Source organism: Streptomyces sp. NPDC032126, assembly GCF_055580085.1.
In genome coordinates, this window is the sequence record NZ_JBVIMA010000007.1 from 331031 (window position 1) to 351736 (window position 20706).

Sequence of the window (20706 nt, forward strand, 5' to 3'; positions counted from 1 at the left end):
AGGCCGTCTTGCGGGTTTCCGGCCTGTGTGCTGTCACACGGGCGGCCAGGGGATCGCGGGCCACTCGCCGCTCGGTTCCGGGTGCCGCCCCGACGTCAGGAGCGCCTCGACCCGCGCGCGTGTGGCATCGACCTCGGCCGCGGTGATCAGGGACCCGAGCCGTTCGGCTAGGGCCGCGCCCGATGCGAGGGCGTCCGCCAGCCGGTGCAGGACTCGCGTGGCCTCGGCGGTCAGGGGCTCGCCGGCCCAGCCCCACAGGAGGGTGCGCAGCTTGTTCTCGGTGTTGAAGGTCACCCCGTGGTCGATGCCGTACAGGCGGCCCTCGGCGGTGGGGAGGAAGTGGCCGCCCTTGCGGTCGGCGTTGTTGATGACCGCGTCCAGGACGGCGAGGCGGCGCAGGCGGTCGTCGTCGGCGTGCACGAGCAGGGCGGTCCTGCCCTCGCCGACCTCGGCGAAGCCGATCGCCTTCCAGCCGGGCTCCGGCTCCTCCGCGTCGACCAGGGCGAGCAGCTCCGCCTCCGGGGTCACCTCGATCCACAGCTGGCACATGCCCTCGCCGTACGGCCCGTCGCGCAGCACGGTGGGCGGGACGAGACCCCAGCCGGTCGCCTCGGAGACCTCGTAGGCGGCGACCTCGCGCTGGGCGAGGGTGCCGTCGGGGAAGTCCCACAGGGGGCGCTCCCCGACCACCGGCTTGTAGACGCAGTGGGCTTCGCGGCCCTCGTGCGTCACCGTGCAGTACAGGGCGGCGTTGGAGGCGTCACGGATGCGTCCGCGCACGGTGAGCTCGCCCTGGGCGAGCAGTTCCGCGGCGGTCATGCTCCGCGGCGGTATCCGTTCTGGCGCGGACATACGTGTCCTTCCGGGTCGAGCGGCAGGCTGCACAGCGGGCAGGGCGGCCGGCCGGCGTTGACGACGTCGAGGGCGCGCTTGGCGAAGGCCCTGGCCTGCGCGCCGGTGAGCCGGACCCGCAGCATCGGGGGCCCGTTCTCCTCGTCCTGCAGCAGCCGCTCCTCGGCCTCGGCGAGGTCCTCCTCGGTCTCGGCGTCGAGTTCCACGAGGGCCTGCGCCTCGACGATCATGCGCTGCTCCTCACCGTCCCAAGCGAGGGCCATGGTGCCGACCCGGAACTCCTCCTCGATGGGGGTCTCGAGGGGCGCGGTGTCGGAGTTCTCGGAGGGTGCCATGGCGGGCACGGAGGCGCTGCCGCCGCTGCGGCGCACCACCTCGTCCAGCAGCTCGTCCATGCGCTCGGCGAGCGCTGCGACCTGGGTCTTCTCCAGGGCCACACTGGTCACGCGGGAGCCGGCGGAGGCCTGGAGGAAGAAGGTACGGCGCCCGGGCAGTCCGACCGTACCGGCCACGAAGCGGTCCGGGGGGTCGTAGAGGAACACCTGACGGGACACGTCCTGTCTCCCTGGGAATCGTGAGTACGTGAACGTCCATACGCGCACGCGTGTGTGCGGACCGCTTCACCCTACTGCGGGACGATCACGGCGCGCCCGCGCCGCCCCCGACCGTGGCCTCCTCGGCGGGCGGCTCCTCGCGCGGCACGAGCGAGGCGAAGTCGCCGGTGTCGCCGAGGCGCACGAGAAAGGGACGCAGCCGGGTGTAGCGGATCGCGGTGATGGAACACGGTTCGACGGAGATCCGCTGGAAGAGGTCGAGATGAAGTCCGAGCGCGTCCGCGACGAGCGACTTGATGATGTCGCCGTGCGAGCACATCAGATAGACGGCGTCGGCGCCGTGTTCACGCTCCACGCGCGCGTTCCACTCGCGTACGGCCTCGGCGGCGCGGGTCTGCATGCTCCGCATGGACTCGCCGCCGGGGAAGGCGGCCGCGGAGGGATGGGCCTGCACGATCTGCATGAGCGGCTCGTCGCTCAGCTCGGCCAGCTTGCGGCCGCTCCAGTCGCCGTAGTCGCACTCGGTGATCCGCTCCTCGGTGTGCGCGCGCAGTTCCGGGCGGGCGTCGAGGAGCGGCCCGAGGGTCTCGCGGCAGCGCTGCAGGGGGCTGGTGACGACCTCGGCGAGGGGAAGGTCCGCGAGCCGTCCGGGCAGCGCGGCGGCCTGTGCGGCACCGCGCTCGTCGAGCGCGACACCGGGCGTCCGTCCGGCGAGCACGCCCGAGGTGTTGGCGGTGGACCGTCCGTGCCGGACGAGGATGAGGGTGGGCATGCGGCCCAGAGTAGGCACACACCGGGGTGCGGCGGACGGCGCGCGGCGGGAGAATTCGCTCCGTGATCGTCGACTGCGCCATCTATCGCGACGGGCACCGCACGGAGGGACCCGACGACTTCTCCGACGCCCTGGACGTGGCGCGGGGGTCGGGCGGGTTCGTGTGGATCGGGCTGCACGAGCCCACCGAGGCGGAGTTCGACCTGGTCACCGAGGAGTTCGCGCTGCACCCGCTGGCGGTCGAGGACGCCCTGAAGGCGCATCAGCGGCCCAAGCTGGAGGTCTACGACGACTCGCTGTTCCTGGTGCTGAAGCCGGTGGTCTACGAGCCGCGGCACGACACGGTGTCCTCCGGCGAGGTCATGGTCTTCCTCGGCGACTGCTTCGTGGTGACCGTCCGGCACGGCGAGGGCTCGCCGCTGGCGTCCGTGCGGCGCCGGCTGGAGCACGAGCCGGAGATGCTCGCCAAGGGCCCCACGGCGGTGCTCTACGCCATCGCGGACGCCACCGTGGACCACTACCTGGAGGTGGCCGACGAGCTCCAGACCGACCTGGAGGAGCTGGAGACGGAGGTGTTCTCGCCGGAGGGCGGCGGGTCGCGCCACACGGCGTCGCGGATCTACACCTTCAAGCGGCAGATCCTGGAGTTCCGCCGGGCGACCGGCCCGCTCGGGCTGCCCCTGATGCGGCTCGCGGGCAGCGGTCCGTTCGGCAGCGTGCTGCCGTTCGTGCACGACAAGGCGCGGCCGTTCTTCCGGGACGTGCACGACCATCTGGTGCGGGTGAACGAGTCGGTGGAGGGCCTGGACCGGCTGGTCTCGGACATCCTGTCGGCGCATCTGGCCCAGATGAGCGTCCGGCAGAACGACGACATGCGGAAGATCTCCGCGTGGGCGGCCATGGCCGCGGTGCCCACGATGCTGGCGGGCATCTACGGCATGAACTTCGACCACATGCCGGAGCTGCACTGGACGGCGGCGTATCCGGCGCTGATCCTGCTCATGGCCGCCCTGGAGGTCGTGCTGTACCGGCTGTTCAAGAGGCGGGGCTGGCTGTAGCCGGAGGTCAGGCGAACTCGGGGGACGTCGTGGCCGGTCCGCCGAGGGCGTCGCGGCGTTCGGGCATGCTCAGGGACACCATGCGCCGCCAGCCCGCGACCCGCTCCCAGGCGTACACGGCGTGGATGCCGGCCGCGAGGACCGCCGACTTGGCGCGCGGCCAGCCGAGGATGCGGCCCATGTGCGCCATCACGGCCAGGCTGACGTCCCGGTAGATCCGGATCTCGGCGAGGGCGCACTCGCGCAGCGTCCGCTGGATGGCGCGCCCGTGTCCGGCGTACGCGAAGCGCAGCAGCTCCTCGTGGCAGTAGGCGAGGTGGTTGTCCTCGTCGCCCGAGATCATCTTCACGGCGCGGCCGATGTCGGGATGGTCGGCGAAGTGCTTGCGCAGCAGGTCCATCTGCTCCGAGGCGCGCTGCTCGGTGACCCGGCTGTGGGCGAGGTAGGTGACGATGTCCTGCACGGTCAGCGGCCGGTCGGCCTTGAGCTTGTCGTGGGCGAGGCCGATGCCGGCCCGTTCCAGCAGCATGGTGTAGTCGGTCTCGGGCGGGACCGGGACGGGTTCGAGGCCGCGCTTCTTGATGAGCGCGTTGAAGATCCGCCCGTGCTTGTCCTCGTCGGCGCCATGGCGGGTGATCTTGGGGGCGAGATCGCGTTCGCCGGGCGGGACGAGGGCGGCGATCCGGGCGTTCTCCCAGCCGCCCTGCGACTCCCCGCTGGCGGCGATGGAGCAGAACAGGGCGAAGGAGGCGTCGTTGTCGAGGATCTCCTGGAACAGGCTCTTGGCCGAAAGCATGGAACGAGTCAAATGCCGCAAGCCGGGCGCCGCAACAGATGTGCCGGACAACTGCGCCAAAAGAAGGACGGCCGACGTCCCGCCCGGCGCGTAACCACGCGCGCGCGGGCGCGTTGTTCCCGATGACGGCCGTGGCGGGGAAGACCCCCGAGCCCCCACCACGGCCGCTGGAAATCTCCTCCCGCCGTCCGGCCCCTCAGGCCAGCCCGGCCAGCTCCAGGGCCTCGGCGCCCGCCCGGAGGGAAGCCAGGCGCTCGTCGAGCGTGAAGCCCGCGGGAGCCAGGCTCAGGGTGGTGACACCGGCCGCCGCGTACTCCCTCATCCGGTCCGCGATGCGGTCCACGGACCCCAGCAGCGTGGTCTTGTCGATCAGGTCGTGCGGGATCGCGGCCGCGGCGCCCTGCTTGTCGCCGGAGAGGTACTTGTCCTGGACCTCGGCGGCCGCCGCCTCGAAGCCCATGCGCTGGGCGAGCCGGTTGTAGAAGTTCTGCTTGGCACTGCCCATGCCGCCGACGTACAGCGCGGTGTACGGACGGAACGTGTCGGCGAGCGCGGTCACGTCCTTGTCCTCGCCGACGGCCAGCGGCAGCGTCGGGCAGATGTCGAACCCGTCGAGTGTCTTGCCCGCCTTCTCGCGGCCGGCGCGCAGATGCCGGACGGTGGTCTCCTCCAGGTGCTCGGCGGAGGGGAAGATCACCAGGGCGCCGTCGGCGATCTCGCCGGTCTGCTCCAGGTTCTTCGGGCCGATCGCGGCGATGTACAGCGGGATGTGCTCGCGCTGCGGGTGCACGGTCAGCTTGATCGGCTTGCCCGGGCCGCCGGGCAGCGGCAGCGTCCAGTGCTCTCCGTCGTACGACAGCCGCTCGCGGGTCATCGCCTTGCGGACGATCTCGACGTACTCCCGGGTGCGCGACAGCGGCTTGTCGAACTTGACGCCGTACCAGCCCTCGGAGACCTGGGGACCGGAGACACCGAGGCCGAGGCGGAAGCGGCCGCCGGAGAGGGAGTCGAGGGTGGCGGCGGTCATCGCGGTCATCGCGGGCTGACGGGCAGGGATCTGGAAGATGGCCGAGCCGACGTCGATGCGCTCGGTCTGGGCGGCGACCCAGCTCAGTACGGTCGCCGCGTCCGAGCCATAGGCCTCCGCGGCCCAGCAGACGGCATAGCCGAGGCGGTCGGCCTCCTGGGCGACGGCGAGATTGTCCGCGTCCATTCCCGCGCCCCAGTAGCCGAGGTTGATCCCGAGCTGCATGGCCGAATCCCCTTACTGATCAGTAACGACGCTGTTGGGCAGACACTAGCGTGCACGTGTCCGACGGGGCAGGGCGATGGGGCGGGGACGACCGTACGAAACCGCAGTCCGCGGCCGGAATTCGGTTATCCACAGGCAACCCACCGCCCGGTTCTGGCCAGTAATCTCGGCGTCCATGGAGCAGAGGCATCTCGGCCGGACCGGCCTGCGTGTGTCCCGGATCGGGCTCGGCACCCTCACCTGGGGCCGCGACACGGACGAGCATGACGCCGCGGACCTCTTGAAGACGTTCTGGGAGGCCGGCGGCACCCTCGTCGACACGGCGGACGTGTACGGCGACGGGGAGGCCGAGTATCTGCTCGGACGCCTCATAGAGGGGCTGGTCCCGCGCCGGGACCTGATCATCTCCACCAAGGCGGGCAGCGTCCCCGACCCGGACCGCCGCTTCGACGGCTCCCGCGGCCACCTGCTCGCCGCCCTCGACGCCTCCCTGACCCGCCTCGGCACGGACTACGTCGACGTGTGGCACGTGCACGCCTTCGACCCGGACACCCCGCTGGAGGAGACTCTCCAGGCCCTCGACATCGCGGTCGCCAGCGGACGGGCGCGGTACGCGGGCGTGTCCAACTTCTGCGGCTGGCAGCTCGCCAAGGCCGCCACCTGGCAGCTCGCGGCGCCGGGCACGCGCACCCGGCTGGCGAGCACGCAGATGGAGTACTCCCTGCTGCAACGCGGCGTGGAGCGCGAGGTGTTGCCGGCCGCGCTGGACCTGGGCATCGGGCTGCTGCCGTCCTCCCCGCTCGGCCGGGGCGTCCTCACCGGCAAGTACCGGGGGGACGCCCTGCCGCCGGACTCCCGTGCCGCCTCCGACCACTTCGCCCCGTTCGTCGAGCCCTACCTCGACGACACCGCGAGCCGGATCGTGGACGCCGTGACGACCGCGGCGGACGGGCTCGCGGTGACTCCGCTCCAGGTGGCCCTCGCCTGGGTCCGCGACCGGCCCGGTGTGGCCGCCCCGATCGTCGGCGCGCGCACCGCGCAGCAGCTCACGGCGGCTTTGTCAGTGGAGGCGCTTAGTCTTCCTGACGAGATCTGCCGGGCGCTCGACGATGTGTCGGCCCCCGTGCACCGCTATCCCGATCACGACTGGAGCACGCTGTGAGCACGGAACCGGAGACCACGGAGAACACGGAGCCGGGGACACCGGAGACGCCGGGGGGCGCGGCGGTGGACAGTGGCTCGGAGGGGGAGGACGAGGCCACCGCGACAGCCGAGGGCGAACAGGAGTCGGCCGCCGAAGACACCGCCGAAGGCGAACAGGCGTCGGCCGTCGAGGGTGCCGCGGAGGCCGGTGATGACGCGGGGCTCTCCGAGGCTCAGGCCGAGCTCGCCGCTCAGCGGGTCGAGCGGGAACGGATCGAGCGGCGCAAGGCCGAGCGGCAGGGGCCCATCGCCAGCGGGGCCAAGCTGAGCGGGAAGGCCGCCGATCTGCTGGCCGCCGTCCGGGCCGTGGAGAGCGGTGAGAAGCCGACGGCCACCGTGTTCGCCGAGCCGGCGCCCGCGCCCCGCCGCCCCGCGCCCGAGCCGGTCCGGCGCCCGCAGCCGGTGGCCGCCGAGGCAGCCGCCGTCGCCCCCGCCGCGCCCGCCCCGGAGACGGTCGCCGCCGTGCGTGGCGTGCTGGCCGCGGCCGGTGCCCCGGAGGCGCTGGCCCCGCAGGCCGCCTCGGCGCTGGGCGAGGGGGCGGAAGGACTGCTGCGTGCGGACCCCTGGCAGTTGCTGCGCGTCCCCGGCGTGCGTCCGGAGCAGGCCGACGGGTTCGCGCGGGCCCTGCTCGGCGCGGAGTGCCGCCCGGACGACGAGCGGCGCGGCCGCGCGGTCACCGTGTGGCTCCTGGAGCAGGCGGCCCTGGCCGGGCACACCGCCCTGGAGCTGCCGGCGCTGACGGCGGCGCTGTCCCAGCGGGGCGTGCCGGACGCGGACGCCGCCGTCCAGAGCGCGCTCGCGGAGGGCGAGGCCCTCGCCTTCCAGGACGCCCTGGAGGAGGGACCGGCCGACCCGGCGCCCGCCGGTGAGGACGGCGAGGACGACGCCGAGGAGGCCCGCCCGGTCCGGGTCCTGATCGGCCTGGAGCGGTACGCGCTCGCGGAGGAGAGCCTCGCCGACGGCCTGGCCCGGATCGTCAACTCCCTGTCCAAGGAGACCTCACCCGACTGGGGGCCGGCGGCGGCGGACGCCTCCGGCAGCGCGGCCGAGCTGATCCGTGCCGTCGCCGGGCACGGGCTGGTGCTGCACACCGGCGGCGAGGCGTCCCGCGCGGAAGCGGCGGCGCTGGTCACCGCGGCCCGTGCGCTGGGCCTGCGGACCGTCGCCGCCTGCCACACACCGGACGGGCGGCGCCGGTTCGCGGCGGCCACGGGCGACGAGGACGGCACGCCGTCCGTCGTCACCGTCGCCGGTCTCCTCGCCGGCGCCGAAGGTCCGGGACGGGACGCCGACGGGGCCCTGGAGCTCGACCTCCTGGTCCTGCTGGACGCGCCCCAGCTCGACGTGGAGAGCGCGGCGATGATCGTGGAGTCGCTGCCGGACGGGGCGCGGCTCGTGCTCAGCGGGGATCCGGCGCTGCTGTGGTCGGCCGGTCCGGGCCGGGTCTTCGCGGACCTGCTCGCCGCGCGCGCCTGCCCGCAGATCGCCTCGCGCACCCCCGATCCCGGCCCGCTCGGCGAGCTCGTCTCCGGCATCGGCGTCGGCGAGCTGAACCAGGTCGACGCGCCCGGCAAGGAGCTCGTGATCGTGCCGGTGCGGGACGCGGGCGAGGCCGTGCACCGGACCGTGCAGCTGGTCGCCGACTCGGTGCCCCGGGCGATCGGGGTGCCGCCCGAGCAGACGGTGGTGATCACTCCGGGCCATGGCGGCGCGGCCGGTACACGCGCGCTCAACGCGGCGCTCAAGGAACGGCTGAATCCGGGTCCCGGCCGCTTCGGCGGCTTCGACCCCGGCGACCGGATCGCCTACTCCCCCGCCCCGGGTCGTACGGTGCCCGGGCAGGTCGTGGGGGCCGACGCCGACGGGCTGCACCTGTCGTGCGCGGGCGCTCCCGTCGTCGTACCGCGAGAGCGCGTCGAGCAGTGCGTGCGGCACGGGTGGGCGCTGACCGCGCACCAGGCGGTGGGCGGCCGCTGGCCCGCGGCGGTCGTGGTACTCCCCGGGGACGCCGCGCAGACCCTGTCCCGCCCCTGGGTGTACACCGCCTTCGGGCGGGGCGAGCGCCATCTGTCCGTGGTGCACGGAGTGGAGCAGGCCCTGCCGAGAGCGGTCGCCGAGGTCACCGCCAAGCCCCGCACGACGCGCCTGCCGCTGCTGCTGCGCACGCTGGTACCGACGCCGGCGGAATAGGGCCGACGAGAGGGCGGCGGCCCTGCGGCCCGCAGCGCCGCCGCCCTCCCTCTCACCCGCCGCCGGCTCAGCGATCGACGTCCAGCGGCTCCAGGTCCAGCTCGTCGTCCAGCTCGGGGTCGTCCTCGGGGTCCTCGGCCTCGTCGGCGTCCTCATCGACGTCCTCGTCGAAGACCGCGCTCACGTCGAAGCGGCAGACCACCCGCTGCGGATCCATCTGCTCGAAGGGGCTCTCCAGCCACTCCCCCGGCTCGGCCGGCTCGTCCGTGGCCAGTACCCACAGCGTGGAGTCGCCCTCCTCCAGGCCGAACTCCTTGTGCCGGGAGGCGATCTCGTCCGCCTCGAACTCGCCGAACAGGACGCCCAGTGCCCCGGGCACGGTGCGTGCGTCGCCCTCGCCCGCGCCGCCCTGGTCCGCCTCCTCGACCCGCTGCGCCTGGGCCAGCAGCCGCTGCGGTTCCACGACGGCGTAGTCCCGGCGGATCAGGACGCTCAGCGCGCTCGGTTCCCCGGGGCCCGCGTACGGCGGAAGCGCGTCCTCCGCGCCCGGGATCTCGAAGGGGGTCACCTCGTCGTAGCGGTCGTAGAGCAGCTCGTCGTACGCCTCCGCGGCCGCGGCCAGCTGGTTGAACGCCTCGTAGACGGCCGGGTCGTCCTCTCCCGACCGGCGTTCGACCGCCGCCAGGTGGCGGTCGAGCGCGGTCTTGACCGCCTCGGCGGCGGCGCGTACCTCGGCAGCGGTGGGCTGCGCAGCATCAGACATAGTGCAGACGCTATCCGTACCGGGCCCCAGCCCGCACAATAGATGCGATGCCGGAATACGAATTTGTCGACGTGTACGTGCCTCGCGGGGTCTCCCGCAAGGAGGCGACACGTCTGCTGACGGACCATGCCGAGTACGGACACTGGGAGTTGCACCGTCTGAGCCTGATGCGCGACGGCAGCCGCAGGGTGCGCCTGCGCCGGAGGATCATCCGCCAGGTGCGCGCCACGTGGTGAGCTGAGACGGCGCCCGGCCGCCCCGGCGACCGGGCCATGACCGCGACGAGCGGGCCCCGCAAGGGCGCGGGGCCCGCTCTCTCGCCTGTAGGCGTGCCTCACGCCCCTGCACGCTCCCCGGGCGCTACGCCGAGCGCCGGGCCCTGCGGTAGAGGACCGCGCCCGCGAGCAGCGCGCCCGCGCCGGCCGGCAGGACGTACTCCAGGTCTCCGCCGGTGTGCGCAAGCTGTCCGAAAACACCCTGCTGACCGGCCGTCCGGAGGCCCGCCCGGACGGTGGACGAGGAACCGCCGGCGCCGGGCCGCCCGGAGTCGACCGGTCCGCCCTGCGCGCTGTGGACACCCTCCTGACCGGGGTGCCCCTGGCTGCCGGGCCCGCCGTGATCACCGGAACCGCCGTGCCCTCCCGGGCCGCCCGGCGTGCTCCCGTGCCCGCCGCCGCCCGGCTGCGTCCCGTGGTGGCCCCCGCCGGAGCCGCCGCCGTTGTCGCAGTCGTCGCCGTACGCCGCGTTCCCGGCCCCGATGACATTGACGCTGTTGCCGCACACGTTCACCGGCACGTCGATCGGGACCTCTACGTGGTTGCCGGAGGCGACGCCGGACGAGTCACCGGTGTGCCCGCCGGACTGCGCGCCCCCTGAGCCGGTGTGCGCGCCGGAGCCGCCACCCGAGCCACCGTGGCTTCCGGAACCGGAACCGGATCCCGATCCGGATCCCCCTGTGTTCGCACAGGAGTTACCCATCGCCGGATTGAGCACCCCGACCACGTCGACGGTGTTCCCGCAGACGTTCACGGGGACGTTCACCGGCGCCTGCACGGTGTTTCCGGAGAGCACGCCCGGTGAATCCGATGCGGATCCGATGGCACCGGAATCCGCCTGGGCGTAACCACCCGCGGCGGCGATCACCCCGGTCGCCGCCGCCATTGTCATAAGGCTCTTGCGCGTGATCTGTCGCACTGCTGAATCCCCCTCGAAAATATGAATTCGTTGCCGAAATACCGGCCGGCCCCGGAGCGCATGGCGCGCGCTCCGGGGCCGACGGTGTCGACGACCCCCTCAGCGGGCGTACGTCAGTTGTTGACGCAGGTGTTGCCGAAGGCGGGGTTCAGCAGCCCGATCACCGAGATCGTGTTGCCGCAGACGTTCACCGGGACGTGCACGGGCACCTGAACGACGTTGCCGGAAGCGACACCCGGGGAGTGCACGGCGGCACCCTGGGCACCCGCGTCGGCGACAGCCAGGCCCGCGCCCGCGAGAACCAGCCCACCAGTGGCAGCCGCAGCAGCGACGACCTTCTTGATCATTATTCCTCCTTGTTGGCAATGCGATCCCAATGAGCGGATCACGTCACCAGTAACGAGGAGGGAGTAATGGGGCTACGAGCTTATGGTCGCATTCACTCTTCCAGGTCGTTCCCGTACACGCGCGCGAATAGTGAAGTTTCGTTTCAGTGGGCGAATTCAGGACGCGTCGATGAAGCGGTCGAGCACGCGCACCCCGAACTTCAGTCCGTCCACCGGCACCCGCTCGTCGACGCCGTGGAACATTCCGGCGAAGTCCAGCTCCGGCGGCAGCTTCAGCGGGGCGAAGCCGAAGCCGCGGATGCCGAGGTCGTCGAAGGACTTGGCGTCGGTGCCGCCGGAGAGCATGTAGGGGATGGCCTTGGCGGTCGGGTCCTCGGCGAGCAGCGCGGACTGCATCGCCTCCACCAGCGCGCCGTCGAAGCTGGTCTCCAGGGCCTTGTCCGAGTGCACGTCCTCGCGCTGGACGTGGGGGCCGAGGAGCCGGTCGAGGTCGGCGAGGAACTCCTCCTCGTGGCCGGGCAGGAAGCGCCCGTCGATGCCCGCGGTGGCCTCGCCGGGGATGACGTTGACCTTGTAACCGGCGTTCAGCTGGGTCGGGTTGGCGGTGTTGCTGAGCGTCGCGCCGATGAGCTTGGCGATGCCGCCGAGCCTCGCGAGCGTCGACTCCATGTCCTCCGGGTCGAGGTCGGTGCCGAGGGCGTCGCCCAGCTCGTCGAGGAAGGCCCGGGTCGTCTTGGTGACCCGCACCGGGAACTTGTGCCGGCCGACCCGCGCGACCGCCTCGGACAGCTCGGTGATGGCGTTGTCCCGGTGGATCATCGAGCCGTGCCCGGCCGTGCCCGCGACCTTCAGCCTCATCCAGTGCATGCCCTTCTCGGCCGTCTGGATCAGATAGAGCCGCCGCTGCTCGTTCACGGTGAACGAGAAGCCGCCGACCTCGCTGATCGCCTCGGTGACGCCCTCGAACAGCTCGGGGTGGTGGTCGACGAGATGGCGTGCGCCGTAGACGCCGCCGGCCTCCTCGTCGGCGAGGAACGCGACCACGATGTCCCGCGGCGGGCGCCGCCCGCTGCGCAGCCGGTCCCGCACGACCGCCAGCGTCATCGCGTCCATGTCCTTCATGTCGACGGCGCCGCGCCCCCACACGCACCCGTCGGTGACCTCGCCGGAGAAGGGGTGGTGGGTCCAGTCGGTCGCGTTCGCCGGTACGACGTCGAGGTGGCCGTGGATGAGCAGCGCGGGCCGGGAGGGGTCCTCGCCCTCGATGCGGGCCACGGTGGAGGCGCGGCCGGGGTGGGATTCGAAGATCTTCGGCTCCAGGCCCACCTCGGCGAGCTTGCCGGCGACGTACTCGGCCGCCTTGCGCTCGCCGGGGCCGGAGTGGTCGCCGTAGTTGCTGGTGTCGAACTGGATCAGCTCGCGACAGAGGTCCACGACCTCGTCCTCGCCGGTGACGTGCCTGGCCGAGTCGGTCTCGCTCACGCTGATTCCTCCCGCTGTCGCTGCTGGTGGGTCCTCCTCATCCTCCCTCCCCGGGCGGCCCCGCCCAAGACGGATCCGCGCCCGTCACACCGCGTTCACGCCCGCGCGAGCGCCCCGGCCGTCACCGGTGATCGGCCACCCTCGAAAGCCTGGTAATGTTTACGACGTCGCCGCGAGGGAAACCCCGCGCGACAGACACCTTGTCCGGGTGGCGGAATGGCAGACGCGCTAGCTTGAGGTGCTAGTGCCCTTTATCGGGCGTGGGGGTTCAAGTCCCCCCTCGGACACCAGTGAGGGCCCGACCGGTTTCCGGTCGGGCCCTCGGCGTGTGTGCGGTCCGGATGCGGTGCGGAGGTCACCGTGCGATAACGGGAGGGCGCCGGCGGAAGGAACGGCGGGCGCCGAGCTCCGCGCGCACGCGAGGCAGTCGGGCTGACCGACGAGGGCACGCAGTACCCCAACCGGCCATCGGACCAGCAGCAGGTCGGTGAGCTGCTGGACGCGGTGGGGCTCCCGGCCGGCGGTACCCCGATCGGCGCCCTTCCGGCGATCGGGGACGGGTTGGCCTCCCCCGAACTGTGCGAGGCCGTTCGCGGCTTCCAGTCGGCTGGTCGGTCTCGTCGAGCCGGGCACCGCCCCGCCGATCCGCGCCGAACTGTCCATCAACGGGCCGCTGAAGGTGGCGTGGGGCGGCGCCTTCCCGCTCGCCTGCGAACTGGCGCCCGACGTCGCGGCGTTGGAGGCCGCCGTGGCCTCGGGGGCGGCCCGGGCCGTCGGGGGTGTCGCGCTCGACGCGCTGTGTTCGCGGCTCAAGGCCGAGTCACGGGCCGCGGCACGTGTTCAAGACACACCCGGTGACCGGCGGCGAGGCCGAGGTCTCGGGCGACATCCAGCTCCAGTTGAAGGTCACCTCCACCTCGGACGGGGAGGAGGCCGGCGTGGTCGCGGCGCTCGCCGTCGGCGTCGGACCGGCGTACGGCAGCTTCTGATCCGGGTGGGGTCGCGCGTGGCCCTCTGATGTGGGGCATCTCTCGCCGGTGAGGAGAACTCCCAGCTCACGGACGGCCGTTCGGCGCTTCGGCGTCCCCCGAACGGCCGTGCCGACTGGCGAGCCGACGGCCTCGAACCTAGCGTCGTACTAGTATTTCCGGTTTGTTACCGAGCCGGAGCCGAGACGCGAGGACCGAATGGCCGCCATACACGAGGGCACTGCTCTCGGCCTGCTGGACGAAGAAATCGGTGCGAACGCATACGAGGTGGCGCGTTTCTCCGGTGGACCGGCGGCCTCTCCGCGCACGCTCGTCGACGTCTTCGAGGCGTCGGTGCGGTCGTGGCCGGACGAGCTCGCGCTGGACGACGGGACGCGCCAACTCACCTACCGCGCACTGGCCGTCGAGGTGGAACGGCTGCGGCGGCGGCTGGGCGCCCGCGGGGTCGGGCTCGGGGACCGGGTGGGCGTGCGGGTGCCGTCCGGGAGCAATGACCTCTACGTCGCCATCCTCGCCGTACTCGCTGCGGGCGCCGCGTATGTGCCCGTGGACGCCGAGGACCCCGACGAGCGGGCCGAGCTGGTGTTCGGCGAGGCGGACGTACGGGCCGTGGTCGGCGCCGGGCACGAGCTGACCGTCCTCTCCCGCGGCGAGACGCCCGCCGCCCGGCCCACCGTCGAGCACGACGCGTGGATCATCTTCACCTCCGGATCGACCGGGAAGCCCAAGGGCGTCGCCGTCAGCCATCGCAGCGCGGCGGCGTTCGTGGACGCCGAGGCCGCGCTGTTCCTCGTCGACGAGCCGATCGGGCCCGGCGACCGGATCATGGCCGGGCTGTCGGTGGCCTTCGACGCCTCGTGCGAGGAGATGTGGCTCGCCTGGCGGTACGGGGCCTGTCTGGTGCCGGTGCCGCGGTCGCAGGTCCGCAGCGGCGCCGATCTCGGGCCGTGGCTGGTCGAGCAGGAGATCACCGTCGTGTCGACGGTGCCGACGCTGGCCGCACTGTGGGAGCCGGAGGCGCTGAGCGACGTACGGCTGCTGATCTTCGGCGGTGAGGCGTGCCCGCCCGAGCTGGTGCAGCGGCTGGTGACCGAGGGGCGCGAGGTGTGGAACACCTACGGGCCGACCGAGGCGACCGTCGTGGCCTGTGCCGCGCTGATGGGCGGCGAGGAGACCGTCCGCATCGGGCTGCCCCTCAAGGGCTGGGAGCTGGCCGTCGTCGACGAGGCCGGGGAGCCCGTGGCCCCGGGCGGCAGCGGGCAGCTCGTCATCGGGGGCGTCGGGCTCGCCCGGTACCTCGACGCGGAGAAGGACGCCGAGAAGTACGCGCCGCTGCCCTCCCTCGGCTGGGAGCGGGCGTATCGCAGCGGCGACCTGGTGCGGGCCGATCCCGAGGGGCTGGTCTTCCTCGGCCGGGCCGACGAGCAGGTCAAGCTGGGCGGGCGGCGGATCGAGCTGGGCGAGGTGGACGCGGCGCTCCAGGCGCTCCCCGGGGTCGCCGGGGCGGCCGCCGCCGTGCGCACCGCCCGCAGCGGCAATCAGCTGCTCGTCGGCTATGTCGTCACCCAGGACGGCTGGGACCACACGGCCGCCGTGGAGCGGCTGCGCGCCGAGCTGCCGGCCGCTCTGGTGCCGCTGCTCGCGCCGGTGCCCGACCTGCCCACCCGCACCTCCGGGAAGGTCGACCGCAACGCGCTGCCGTGGCCGCTGGAGGGCGTGGAGCAGCCGACGCGGGAGCAGCTCTACGGCACGGAGGCGTGGCTCGCGGAGCAGTGGACCGAGGTCCTCGGCATCCCGGTCGGCAGCGCCTCGGACGACTTCTTCGCGATCGGCGGCGGCAGTCTGGCCGCCGCCCAGCTCACCACCCGGCTGCGCACTCGCTACCCGAGCGCGGCCGTCCTGGACGTCTACCAGCAGCCGACCCTGCGCAAGCTGGCGCGGCGGCTGGAGGCGTCGGTGCGGGACGACGCCGCGCGGCGCACGGTGGCGCCGGTGCCCCGGCGGGCGCAGGCCCTCCAACTCCTCTTCCTGCTGCCGCTGTTCACCCTGATGGGGCTGCGCTGGAGCGTGGCGGCGGCCGCGCTCGGCAATCTGCTGCCCGCCTGGTCCTGGCTGCCGACGGCCCCCTGGTGGCTGGTGGGCGCCGGGGCGCTGCTGTTCTTCAGCCCGCCGGGGCGGCTCGCGCTCGGCGCGGGCGGGGCGCGGCTGCTGCTGCGGGGTGTGCGACCGGGCCGGTACGCGCGCGGCGGCGGTGTCCACCTGCGGTTGTGGGCCGCCGAGCGGCTGGCCGAGGTCAGCGGGGCGACCTCGCTGACCGGGTCCTGGCTCCAGCGGTACGCGCGGGCGCTGGGCGCCAAGGTCGGGCCGGATGTCGATCTGCACGCGCTGCCGCCGGTGACCGGGCTGCTCAAGCTGGGCCGGGGCGCCGCCGTGGAGTCCGAGGTGGACCTGTCCGGGTACTGGCTGGACGGGGACCGGCTGGAGATCGGCGCGGTGAAGGTGGGCGCGCACGCGGTCGTCGGGACGCGCAGTGTGCTGTTCCCGGGCGCCCGGGTGGGCAAGCGGGCCGAGGTGGCGCCGGGTTCGGCGGTCACCGGGCAGATCCCGACCGGGCAGCGCTGGGCGGGCGCCCCGGCGGTGAAGCTGGGCCGCGCCAAGCGCAACTGGCCCCGGGAGCGGCCGCCCCGGCGGACGTTCTGGCGGTTCATGTACGGGGCTGCGGGCGTGGGACTCGGTCTGCTGCCGGTGTGCGCGGGCGCCGTGGCGCTGCTGGTCGCGGGGGTGTGCGCGGACCTCTCCCGTCCGCTGCCGGGGGTCGCGATCGCCCTCGTCCCGGCGACGCTGGCCTACGGGGTGACGTACGCGCTGCTGATCCTGGTCGCCGTGCGGCTGCTGAGTGTGGGGCTGCGCGAGGGCACGCATCCCGGGCACGGGCGGATCGCCTGGCAGGCGTGGTCCGTGACGCAGTTGATGGACCGGTCCCGGGAGACGCTGTTCCCGCTGTACGCGGGGCTGGTGACGCCGGTGTGGCTGCGGCTGCTGGGGATGCGGATCGGGCGGGGCGCCGAGGTGTCGACGGTGCTCGCGCTGCCCAGTCTCACCACGGTCGGCGAGGGCGCGTTCCTGGCCGACGACACGCTGACCGCGCCGTACGAGCTGGGCGGCGGCTGGGTGCGGGTGGGCAGGGCGCGGATCGGGCGGCGGGCCTTCCTCGGCAACTCGGGGATGACCGCACCCGGGCGCCGGGTGCCGGACGGCGGTCTGGTCGGGGTGCTGTCGGCGGCGCCCAAGAAGGCGAAGAAGGGCACCTCGTATCTGGGCCTGCCGCCGGTGAGGCTGCCGCGCAGTACGGCGGACGGGGACCAGAGCCGTACGTACGAGCCGCCCGCGCGGCTGCTGTGGGCGCGCGGGCTGGTGGAACTGTGCAGGATCGTGCCGGTGTTCTGCTCGGCCGCTCTCGCCGTGCTGACCGTGCTGGCGCTGGGCGCGCTGGGGGTGTGGGCGCCGCTGCTCGGCGGCGCCGTGCTGCTGGGGGCGGGCGTCGTCGCGTGCGCGCTGTCGGTCGTCGCGAAGTGGCTGCTGGTGGGGCGGCACCGCGCCGGGGAGCATCCGCTGTGGTGCTCCTTCGTGTGGCGCAACGAGCTGGCGGACACCTTCGTGGAGGTGCTCGCGGTGCCGTGGCTGGCCGGCGCGGTGCCGGGTACGCCGGTGATGACGGCCTGGCAGCGGGCGCTCGGCGCGCGCGTCGGGCGGGGTGTGTGGCTGGAGAGCTACTGGCTGCCGGAGAGCGACCTGGTGACGCTGGAGGACGGGGCGAGTGTGAACCGGGGCTGTGTCCTGCAGACCCACCTCTTCCACGACCGGATCTTGCGGACGGATACTGTGGTCCTCCGTGAGGGCGCCACGCTGGGCCCTGGCGGGATCGTGCTGCCCGGCAGCACGATCGGGGCCCGTACGACGCTGGGTCCCGCGTCGCTCGTCATGGCCGCGGAGTCCGTCCCGGACGACACCCGCTGGCTCGGCAATCCGATCGAGGCATGGCGTCCCTGAGCGCGGGCCACTCGGCGCATGCGGGCGGTGCACCGGTCAGTGGTTCGAGCACAGCGCAGGGAGCGGACGGGGAAGTGGCAGTTCAGCAGTCAGCGGGTCCGGACCCCTATTTCCCGGACCACGGGGATCCCCGGTACCGGGTGCACCGCTACGAGCTCACGCTGGACTACCGGCCCGGCCCCAACCGGCTGTCCGGCACGGCCCGGATCAACGCCATCGCGGGCCGGGCGCCGCTGGCCGAGTTCCAGCTGAACCTGGCCGACTTCAAGATCGGCCGGATCCGGGTGGACGGGCGGCAGCCGCACTACACCCACCGGGGCGGCAAGCTGCGGGTGCGGCCCGCGAAGCCGGTGCGCGCCGGGGCCGCGTTCACCGTCGAGGTGAACTGGTCGGGCAACCCCAAGCCGGTCAACAGCCCCTGGGGCGGGCTCGGCTGGGAGGAGCTGACGGACGGCGCGCTGGTGGCGAGCCAGCCGATCGGCGCGCCCTCGTGGTTCCCGTGCAACGACCGGCCCGCCGACAAGGCGTCGTATCTGATCTCGATCACCTGTCCGTCGGCGTACTCGGTGGTGGCGGGCGGCCGGCTGCTGACCCGGGCGACGAAGGCGTCCACGACGACGTGGGTGTACGAGCAGGCGGCGCCGACATCGACCTATCTGGTCGGGCTGGCGATCGGCAAGTACCAGACGGTGCTGCTGGGCGACCCCGGGTTCGGCGGGGTGCCGATGCACGGGCACATACCGGCGCACCTGCTGCCGGAGTTCTCCCGGGACTTCGCTCGGCAGCCCGCGATGATGGACCTGTTCCAGCGGGTGTTCGGGCCGTACCCCTTCGACGAGTACGCGGTGGTCGTGGCCGACGAGGAGTTCGATGTCCCCGTCGAGGCCCAGGCGTTGTCGCTGTTCGGCGCCAACCATGTGGACGGGGCGCGGGGTTCGGAGCGGCTGGTGGCGCACGAGCTGGCGCACCAGTGGTTCGGCAACAGCGTGTCCATCGCCGACTGGCGGCACATCTGGCTGAACGAGGGGCTCGCCAAGTACGCGGAATGGCTGTGGTCGGAGCACGCGGGCGGCCGCAGCGCCCAGCAACTGGCCACGGTCGCCCACCGGTTGCTGTCGACGCTGCCGCAGGACCTGCGGATCGCCGATCCCGGCCGCAAGTCGATGTTCGACGACCGGCTGTACGAGCGCGGCGGGCTCACGATCCACGCGCTGCGCTGCGCGCTGGGCGACGACCGGTTCTTCCACATGCTGCGGGCCTGGGCGGGGCTGCACCGGGGCGGCGCGGTGACCACCGCCACGTTCACGGCCCATGTGGCCCGGTTCGCCGAGGAGCCGGTGGAGGAGCTGTTCGACGCGTGGTTGTACGGCACGGCGCTGCCGCCGCTGCCGACGGCGGAGACGCGGGCGGCGGTCTAGGGCGGGTCGTCCAGGAGAATGGCCGTCATGAGCACCCGTTCCTGTCCCTGTGGACTGGCCCAGCCCTACGACGCCTGCTGCGGGCGGTTCCACTCCGGTGCCGTCGCCGCGCCCACCGCCGAGGCGCTGATGCGGTCGCGGTACAGCGCGTTCGTGAAGGGCGACGCGGGCTATCTGCTGCGCACCTGGCATCCGCGTACCCGCCCGGAGCGGCTGGAGCTGGATCCGCGCATGCGGTGGACGGGGCTGGAGATCATCGCGACCGGTGAGGGCACGGCGTTCCATCGGACCGGCACGGTGGAGTTCCGGGCGTCCTACCGGGGCGGTTCGCTGCACGAGGTCAGCCGGTTCGAGCGGGTCGACGGGGCGTGGGTCTACGTGGACGGGGAGTTCCCCGAGGCGTAGCCGTGGTCAGGGCGCCAGGATGTCCAGTTCCTGGAGGGCGCCCGTCGTGATCTCCCGGGTCAGCCGTTCCGCGCGGGCCGCGTCGCCCTCGCGGACGGCCTCGGCGACCTGGACGTGGAGGGTGACGGCCGGCGGGTCGGGGTCCTCGAACATCACCTGGTGCTCGGTGCGGCCGGTCAGCACCTCCGCGACGACGTCGCCGAGGCGGGCGAACATCTCGTTGCCGGACGCGACGAGGATGACCCGGTGGAAGGCCACGTCGTGGATCAGGTACTGGTCCAGCCGGTGGCCGCGCGAGTTGGCGACCATGCCGAGCGCGCACTCGGTCAGCTCGGCGCACTGCTCGGCCGTGGCGTGCCGCGCGGCCAGGCCCGCCGCCACGGGCTCGACGGCGGAGCGCAGCACGGTCAGTGAGCGCAGCTGGTGCGGGCGGTCGGCGCCGGCCAGCCGCCAGCGGATGACCTGCGGGTCGTAGACGTTCCACTCGACCTTGGGGCGCACCGTCACGCCCACGCGCCGCCGCGACTCGACGAGGTGCATGGACTCCAGGACCCGCACGGCCTCGCGCATCACGGAGCGGGAGACCTCGAAGCGCTGGGCGAGTTCGTCGGTCCGCAGCACACTGCCCGGCGGGTACTCGCCGGCGGTGATCGCGGGGCCGAGGGTGTCCAGTACATGGCCGTGCAGACCCCGGCCCGGAGTGGTCATGCACACAGAGTACGGGGCGGATCACGCGAACAAAAAGTCAGACTTATTCATCACAGGCTCTTGAATTCGTCGTACCTAATGGGTTTCAGTGACGTCGACATCACGTGTCGACGAAGACAGCGAGGCAGCGATGAGTACCCCCCATGTCGTCGTGGTCATGGGCGTCGCGGGCACCGGCAAGACCACCATCGGTCCCCTGCTCGCCGCCCGGCTCGGCGTCCCGTACGCCGAGGGCGACGACTTCCACCCGCCGGCCAACATCGCCAAGATGTCGGCCGGCACGCCGCTCACCGACGAGGACCGGTGGCCCTGGCTGGACGCCATCGGCTCCTGGGCGCACGGCCGGGCGGGGCTCGGTGGGGTGGTCAGCAGTTCCGCGCTGAAGCGGTCGTACCGGGACCGGCTGCGGGCCGCCGCGCCCGGGCTGCTGTTCGTGCACCTGACCGGCGCCCGCGAGCTGATCGCGGACCGGATGGGGCATCGGCAGGGCCACTTCATGCCGACCGCGCTGCTCGACTCCCAGTTCGCCACGCTCGAACCGCTCCAGGCCGACGAGGCCGGAGTCGTCGTCGATGTCACGGGCGGCCCGGAGGAGATCACCGAACGCGCCGTACGCGCCCTCGGCGAGCTCCCCGAGCCGACGCGCTAGACCACCCCCCGCACCCCTCTCCCC

At 72.9% G+C, this 20706-nt stretch carries 19 protein-coding genes and 1 tRNA gene; 10 read left to right on the forward strand and 10 right to left on the reverse strand.

Annotation, left to right across the window (positions count from 1 at the left end; all coding sequences use genetic code 11):
- Nucleotides 1-33: 33 nt before the first annotated feature.
- From ACZ5NW_RS26715 to ACZ5NW_RS26725, 3 genes are all read right to left on the reverse strand, one after another.
- Nucleotides 34-852, reverse strand: coding sequence for an SCO1664 family protein (locus tag ACZ5NW_RS26715; RefSeq protein WP_468746458.1), 819 nt, complete (start codon nt 850-852; stop codon nt 34-36).
- Complete coding sequence (locus tag ACZ5NW_RS26720; protein WP_468746459.1) at nt 816-1406, reverse strand: DUF3090 domain-containing protein; 591 nt, start codon at nt 1404-1406, stop codon at nt 816-818. Before ACZ5NW_RS26720 ends, ACZ5NW_RS26715 begins: the two co-directional genes overlap by 37 nt.
- An 85-nt stretch (nt 1407-1491) precedes the next feature.
- The gene (locus tag ACZ5NW_RS26725; RefSeq protein ID WP_468746460.1) at nt 1492-2178 is read right to left on the reverse strand and encodes a histidine phosphatase family protein; all 687 of its coding nucleotides are present in this window, start codon (nt 2176-2178) and stop codon (nt 1492-1494) included.
- 62 nt (nt 2179-2240) lie between these two features.
- Between ACZ5NW_RS26725 and corA the strand changes: the two genes are divergently transcribed.
- Nucleotides 2241-3236 carry a magnesium/cobalt transporter CorA gene (corA, locus tag ACZ5NW_RS26730; RefSeq protein ID WP_468746461.1) on the forward strand — a complete coding sequence of 332 codons (996 nt, stop codon included), beginning with the start codon at nt 2241-2243 and terminating at the stop codon, nt 3234-3236.
- A 7-nt stretch (nt 3237-3243) separates the two neighbouring features.
- Here corA and ACZ5NW_RS26735 read toward each other — a convergent pair whose 3' ends face one another.
- Both ACZ5NW_RS26735 and ACZ5NW_RS26740 read right to left on the reverse strand, forming a co-directional pair.
- Nucleotides 3244-4032: a ferritin-like domain-containing protein gene (locus ACZ5NW_RS26735; RefSeq protein ID WP_468746462.1), complete on the reverse strand. Its 789-nt coding sequence runs from the start codon at nt 4030-4032 to the stop codon at nt 3244-3246.
- Between the two features lie 196 nt (nt 4033-4228).
- Nucleotides 4229-5284: an LLM class F420-dependent oxidoreductase gene (locus tag ACZ5NW_RS26740; RefSeq protein ID WP_468746463.1), complete on the reverse strand. Its 1056-nt coding sequence runs from the start codon at nt 5282-5284 to the stop codon at nt 4229-4231.
- Between the two features lie 175 nt (nt 5285-5459).
- Here ACZ5NW_RS26740 and ACZ5NW_RS26745 point away from each other — a divergent pair, with 175 nt between their 5' ends.
- Together ACZ5NW_RS26745 and ACZ5NW_RS26750 are read left to right on the forward strand one after the other, a co-directional pair.
- Nucleotides 5460-6446, forward strand: coding sequence for an aldo/keto reductase (locus ACZ5NW_RS26745; RefSeq protein ID WP_468746464.1), 987 nt, complete (start codon nt 5460-5462; stop codon nt 6444-6446).
- Nucleotides 6443-8677, forward strand: coding sequence for a helix-hairpin-helix domain-containing protein (locus ACZ5NW_RS26750; protein WP_468746465.1), 2235 nt, complete (start codon nt 6443-6445; stop codon nt 8675-8677). Before ACZ5NW_RS26745 ends, ACZ5NW_RS26750 begins: the two co-directional genes overlap by 4 nt.
- 67 nt (nt 8678-8744) lie before the next feature.
- Here the strand turns inward: ACZ5NW_RS26750 and ACZ5NW_RS26755 are convergent, their stop codons facing one another.
- Nucleotides 8745-9440 carry a hypothetical protein gene (locus ACZ5NW_RS26755; protein WP_468746466.1) on the reverse strand — a complete coding sequence of 232 codons (696 nt, stop codon included), beginning with the start codon at nt 9438-9440 and terminating at the stop codon, nt 8745-8747.
- A gap of 47 nt (nt 9441-9487) precedes the next feature.
- Between ACZ5NW_RS26755 and ACZ5NW_RS26760 the strand changes: the two genes are divergently transcribed.
- On the forward strand, nt 9488-9676 hold the full coding sequence (locus tag ACZ5NW_RS26760) for a DUF5703 family protein (RefSeq protein ID WP_040896034.1): 189 nt from the start codon (nt 9488-9490) through the stop codon (nt 9674-9676).
- 124 nt (nt 9677-9800) lie between these two features.
- Here the strand turns inward: ACZ5NW_RS26760 and ACZ5NW_RS26765 are convergent, their stop codons facing one another.
- From ACZ5NW_RS26765 to ACZ5NW_RS26775, 3 genes are all read right to left on the reverse strand, one after another.
- The gene (locus ACZ5NW_RS26765; protein WP_468746467.1) at nt 9801-10634 is read right to left on the reverse strand and encodes a chaplin; all 834 of its coding nucleotides are present in this window, start codon (nt 10632-10634) and stop codon (nt 9801-9803) included.
- Nucleotides 10635-10747: 113 nt separating this feature from the next.
- A complete protein-coding gene (gene chpH / locus ACZ5NW_RS26770) occupies nt 10748-10981 on the reverse strand; it encodes a chaplin ChpH (RefSeq protein WP_468746468.1) in 234 nt (77 codons plus the stop codon).
- 156 nt (nt 10982-11137) lie between these two features.
- Nucleotides 11138-12463: a M20/M25/M40 family metallo-hydrolase gene (locus ACZ5NW_RS26775; protein ID WP_468746469.1), complete on the reverse strand. Its 1326-nt coding sequence runs from the start codon at nt 12461-12463 to the stop codon at nt 11138-11140.
- Nucleotides 12464-12665: 202 nt separating this feature from the next.
- On the opposite strand from ACZ5NW_RS26775, the gene ACZ5NW_RS26780 reads away from it, so the two are divergent.
- The 5 genes from ACZ5NW_RS26780 to ACZ5NW_RS26800 all read left to right on the forward strand — a co-directional run bounded on the left by ACZ5NW_RS26780 (nt 12666) and on the right by ACZ5NW_RS26800 (nt 19325).
- A tRNA-Leu gene (locus tag ACZ5NW_RS26780) sits at nt 12666-12753 on the forward strand.
- 546 nt (nt 12754-13299) lie between these two features.
- Entirely contained in the window at nt 13300-13452 is a 153-nt protein-coding gene (locus ACZ5NW_RS26785; RefSeq protein ID WP_468746470.1) for a hypothetical protein, read from the forward strand.
- Nucleotides 13453-13650: 198 nt separating this feature from the next.
- Complete coding sequence (locus tag ACZ5NW_RS26790; RefSeq protein WP_468746471.1) at nt 13651-17502, forward strand: Pls/PosA family non-ribosomal peptide synthetase; 3852 nt, start codon at nt 13651-13653, stop codon at nt 17500-17502.
- A gap of 74 nt (nt 17503-17576) precedes the next feature.
- Nucleotides 17577-18920: a M1 family metallopeptidase gene (locus ACZ5NW_RS26795; RefSeq protein ID WP_468746472.1), complete on the forward strand. Its 1344-nt coding sequence runs from the start codon at nt 17577-17579 to the stop codon at nt 18918-18920.
- A 27-nt stretch (nt 18921-18947) separates the two neighbouring features.
- Complete coding sequence (locus ACZ5NW_RS26800; RefSeq protein WP_468746473.1) at nt 18948-19325, forward strand: YchJ family protein; 378 nt, start codon at nt 18948-18950, stop codon at nt 19323-19325.
- A gap of 6 nt (nt 19326-19331) precedes the next feature.
- Here ACZ5NW_RS26800 and ACZ5NW_RS26805 read toward each other — a convergent pair whose 3' ends face one another.
- Entirely contained in the window at nt 19332-20033 is a 702-nt protein-coding gene (locus tag ACZ5NW_RS26805; protein ID WP_468746474.1) for a FadR/GntR family transcriptional regulator, read from the reverse strand.
- Nucleotides 20034-20163: 130 nt separating this feature from the next.
- Here ACZ5NW_RS26805 and ACZ5NW_RS26810 point away from each other — a divergent pair, with 130 nt between their 5' ends.
- Nucleotides 20164-20682: a gluconokinase gene (locus tag ACZ5NW_RS26810; protein ID WP_468746475.1), complete on the forward strand. Its 519-nt coding sequence runs from the start codon at nt 20164-20166 to the stop codon at nt 20680-20682.
- Nucleotides 20683-20706 lie beyond the last annotated feature (24 nt).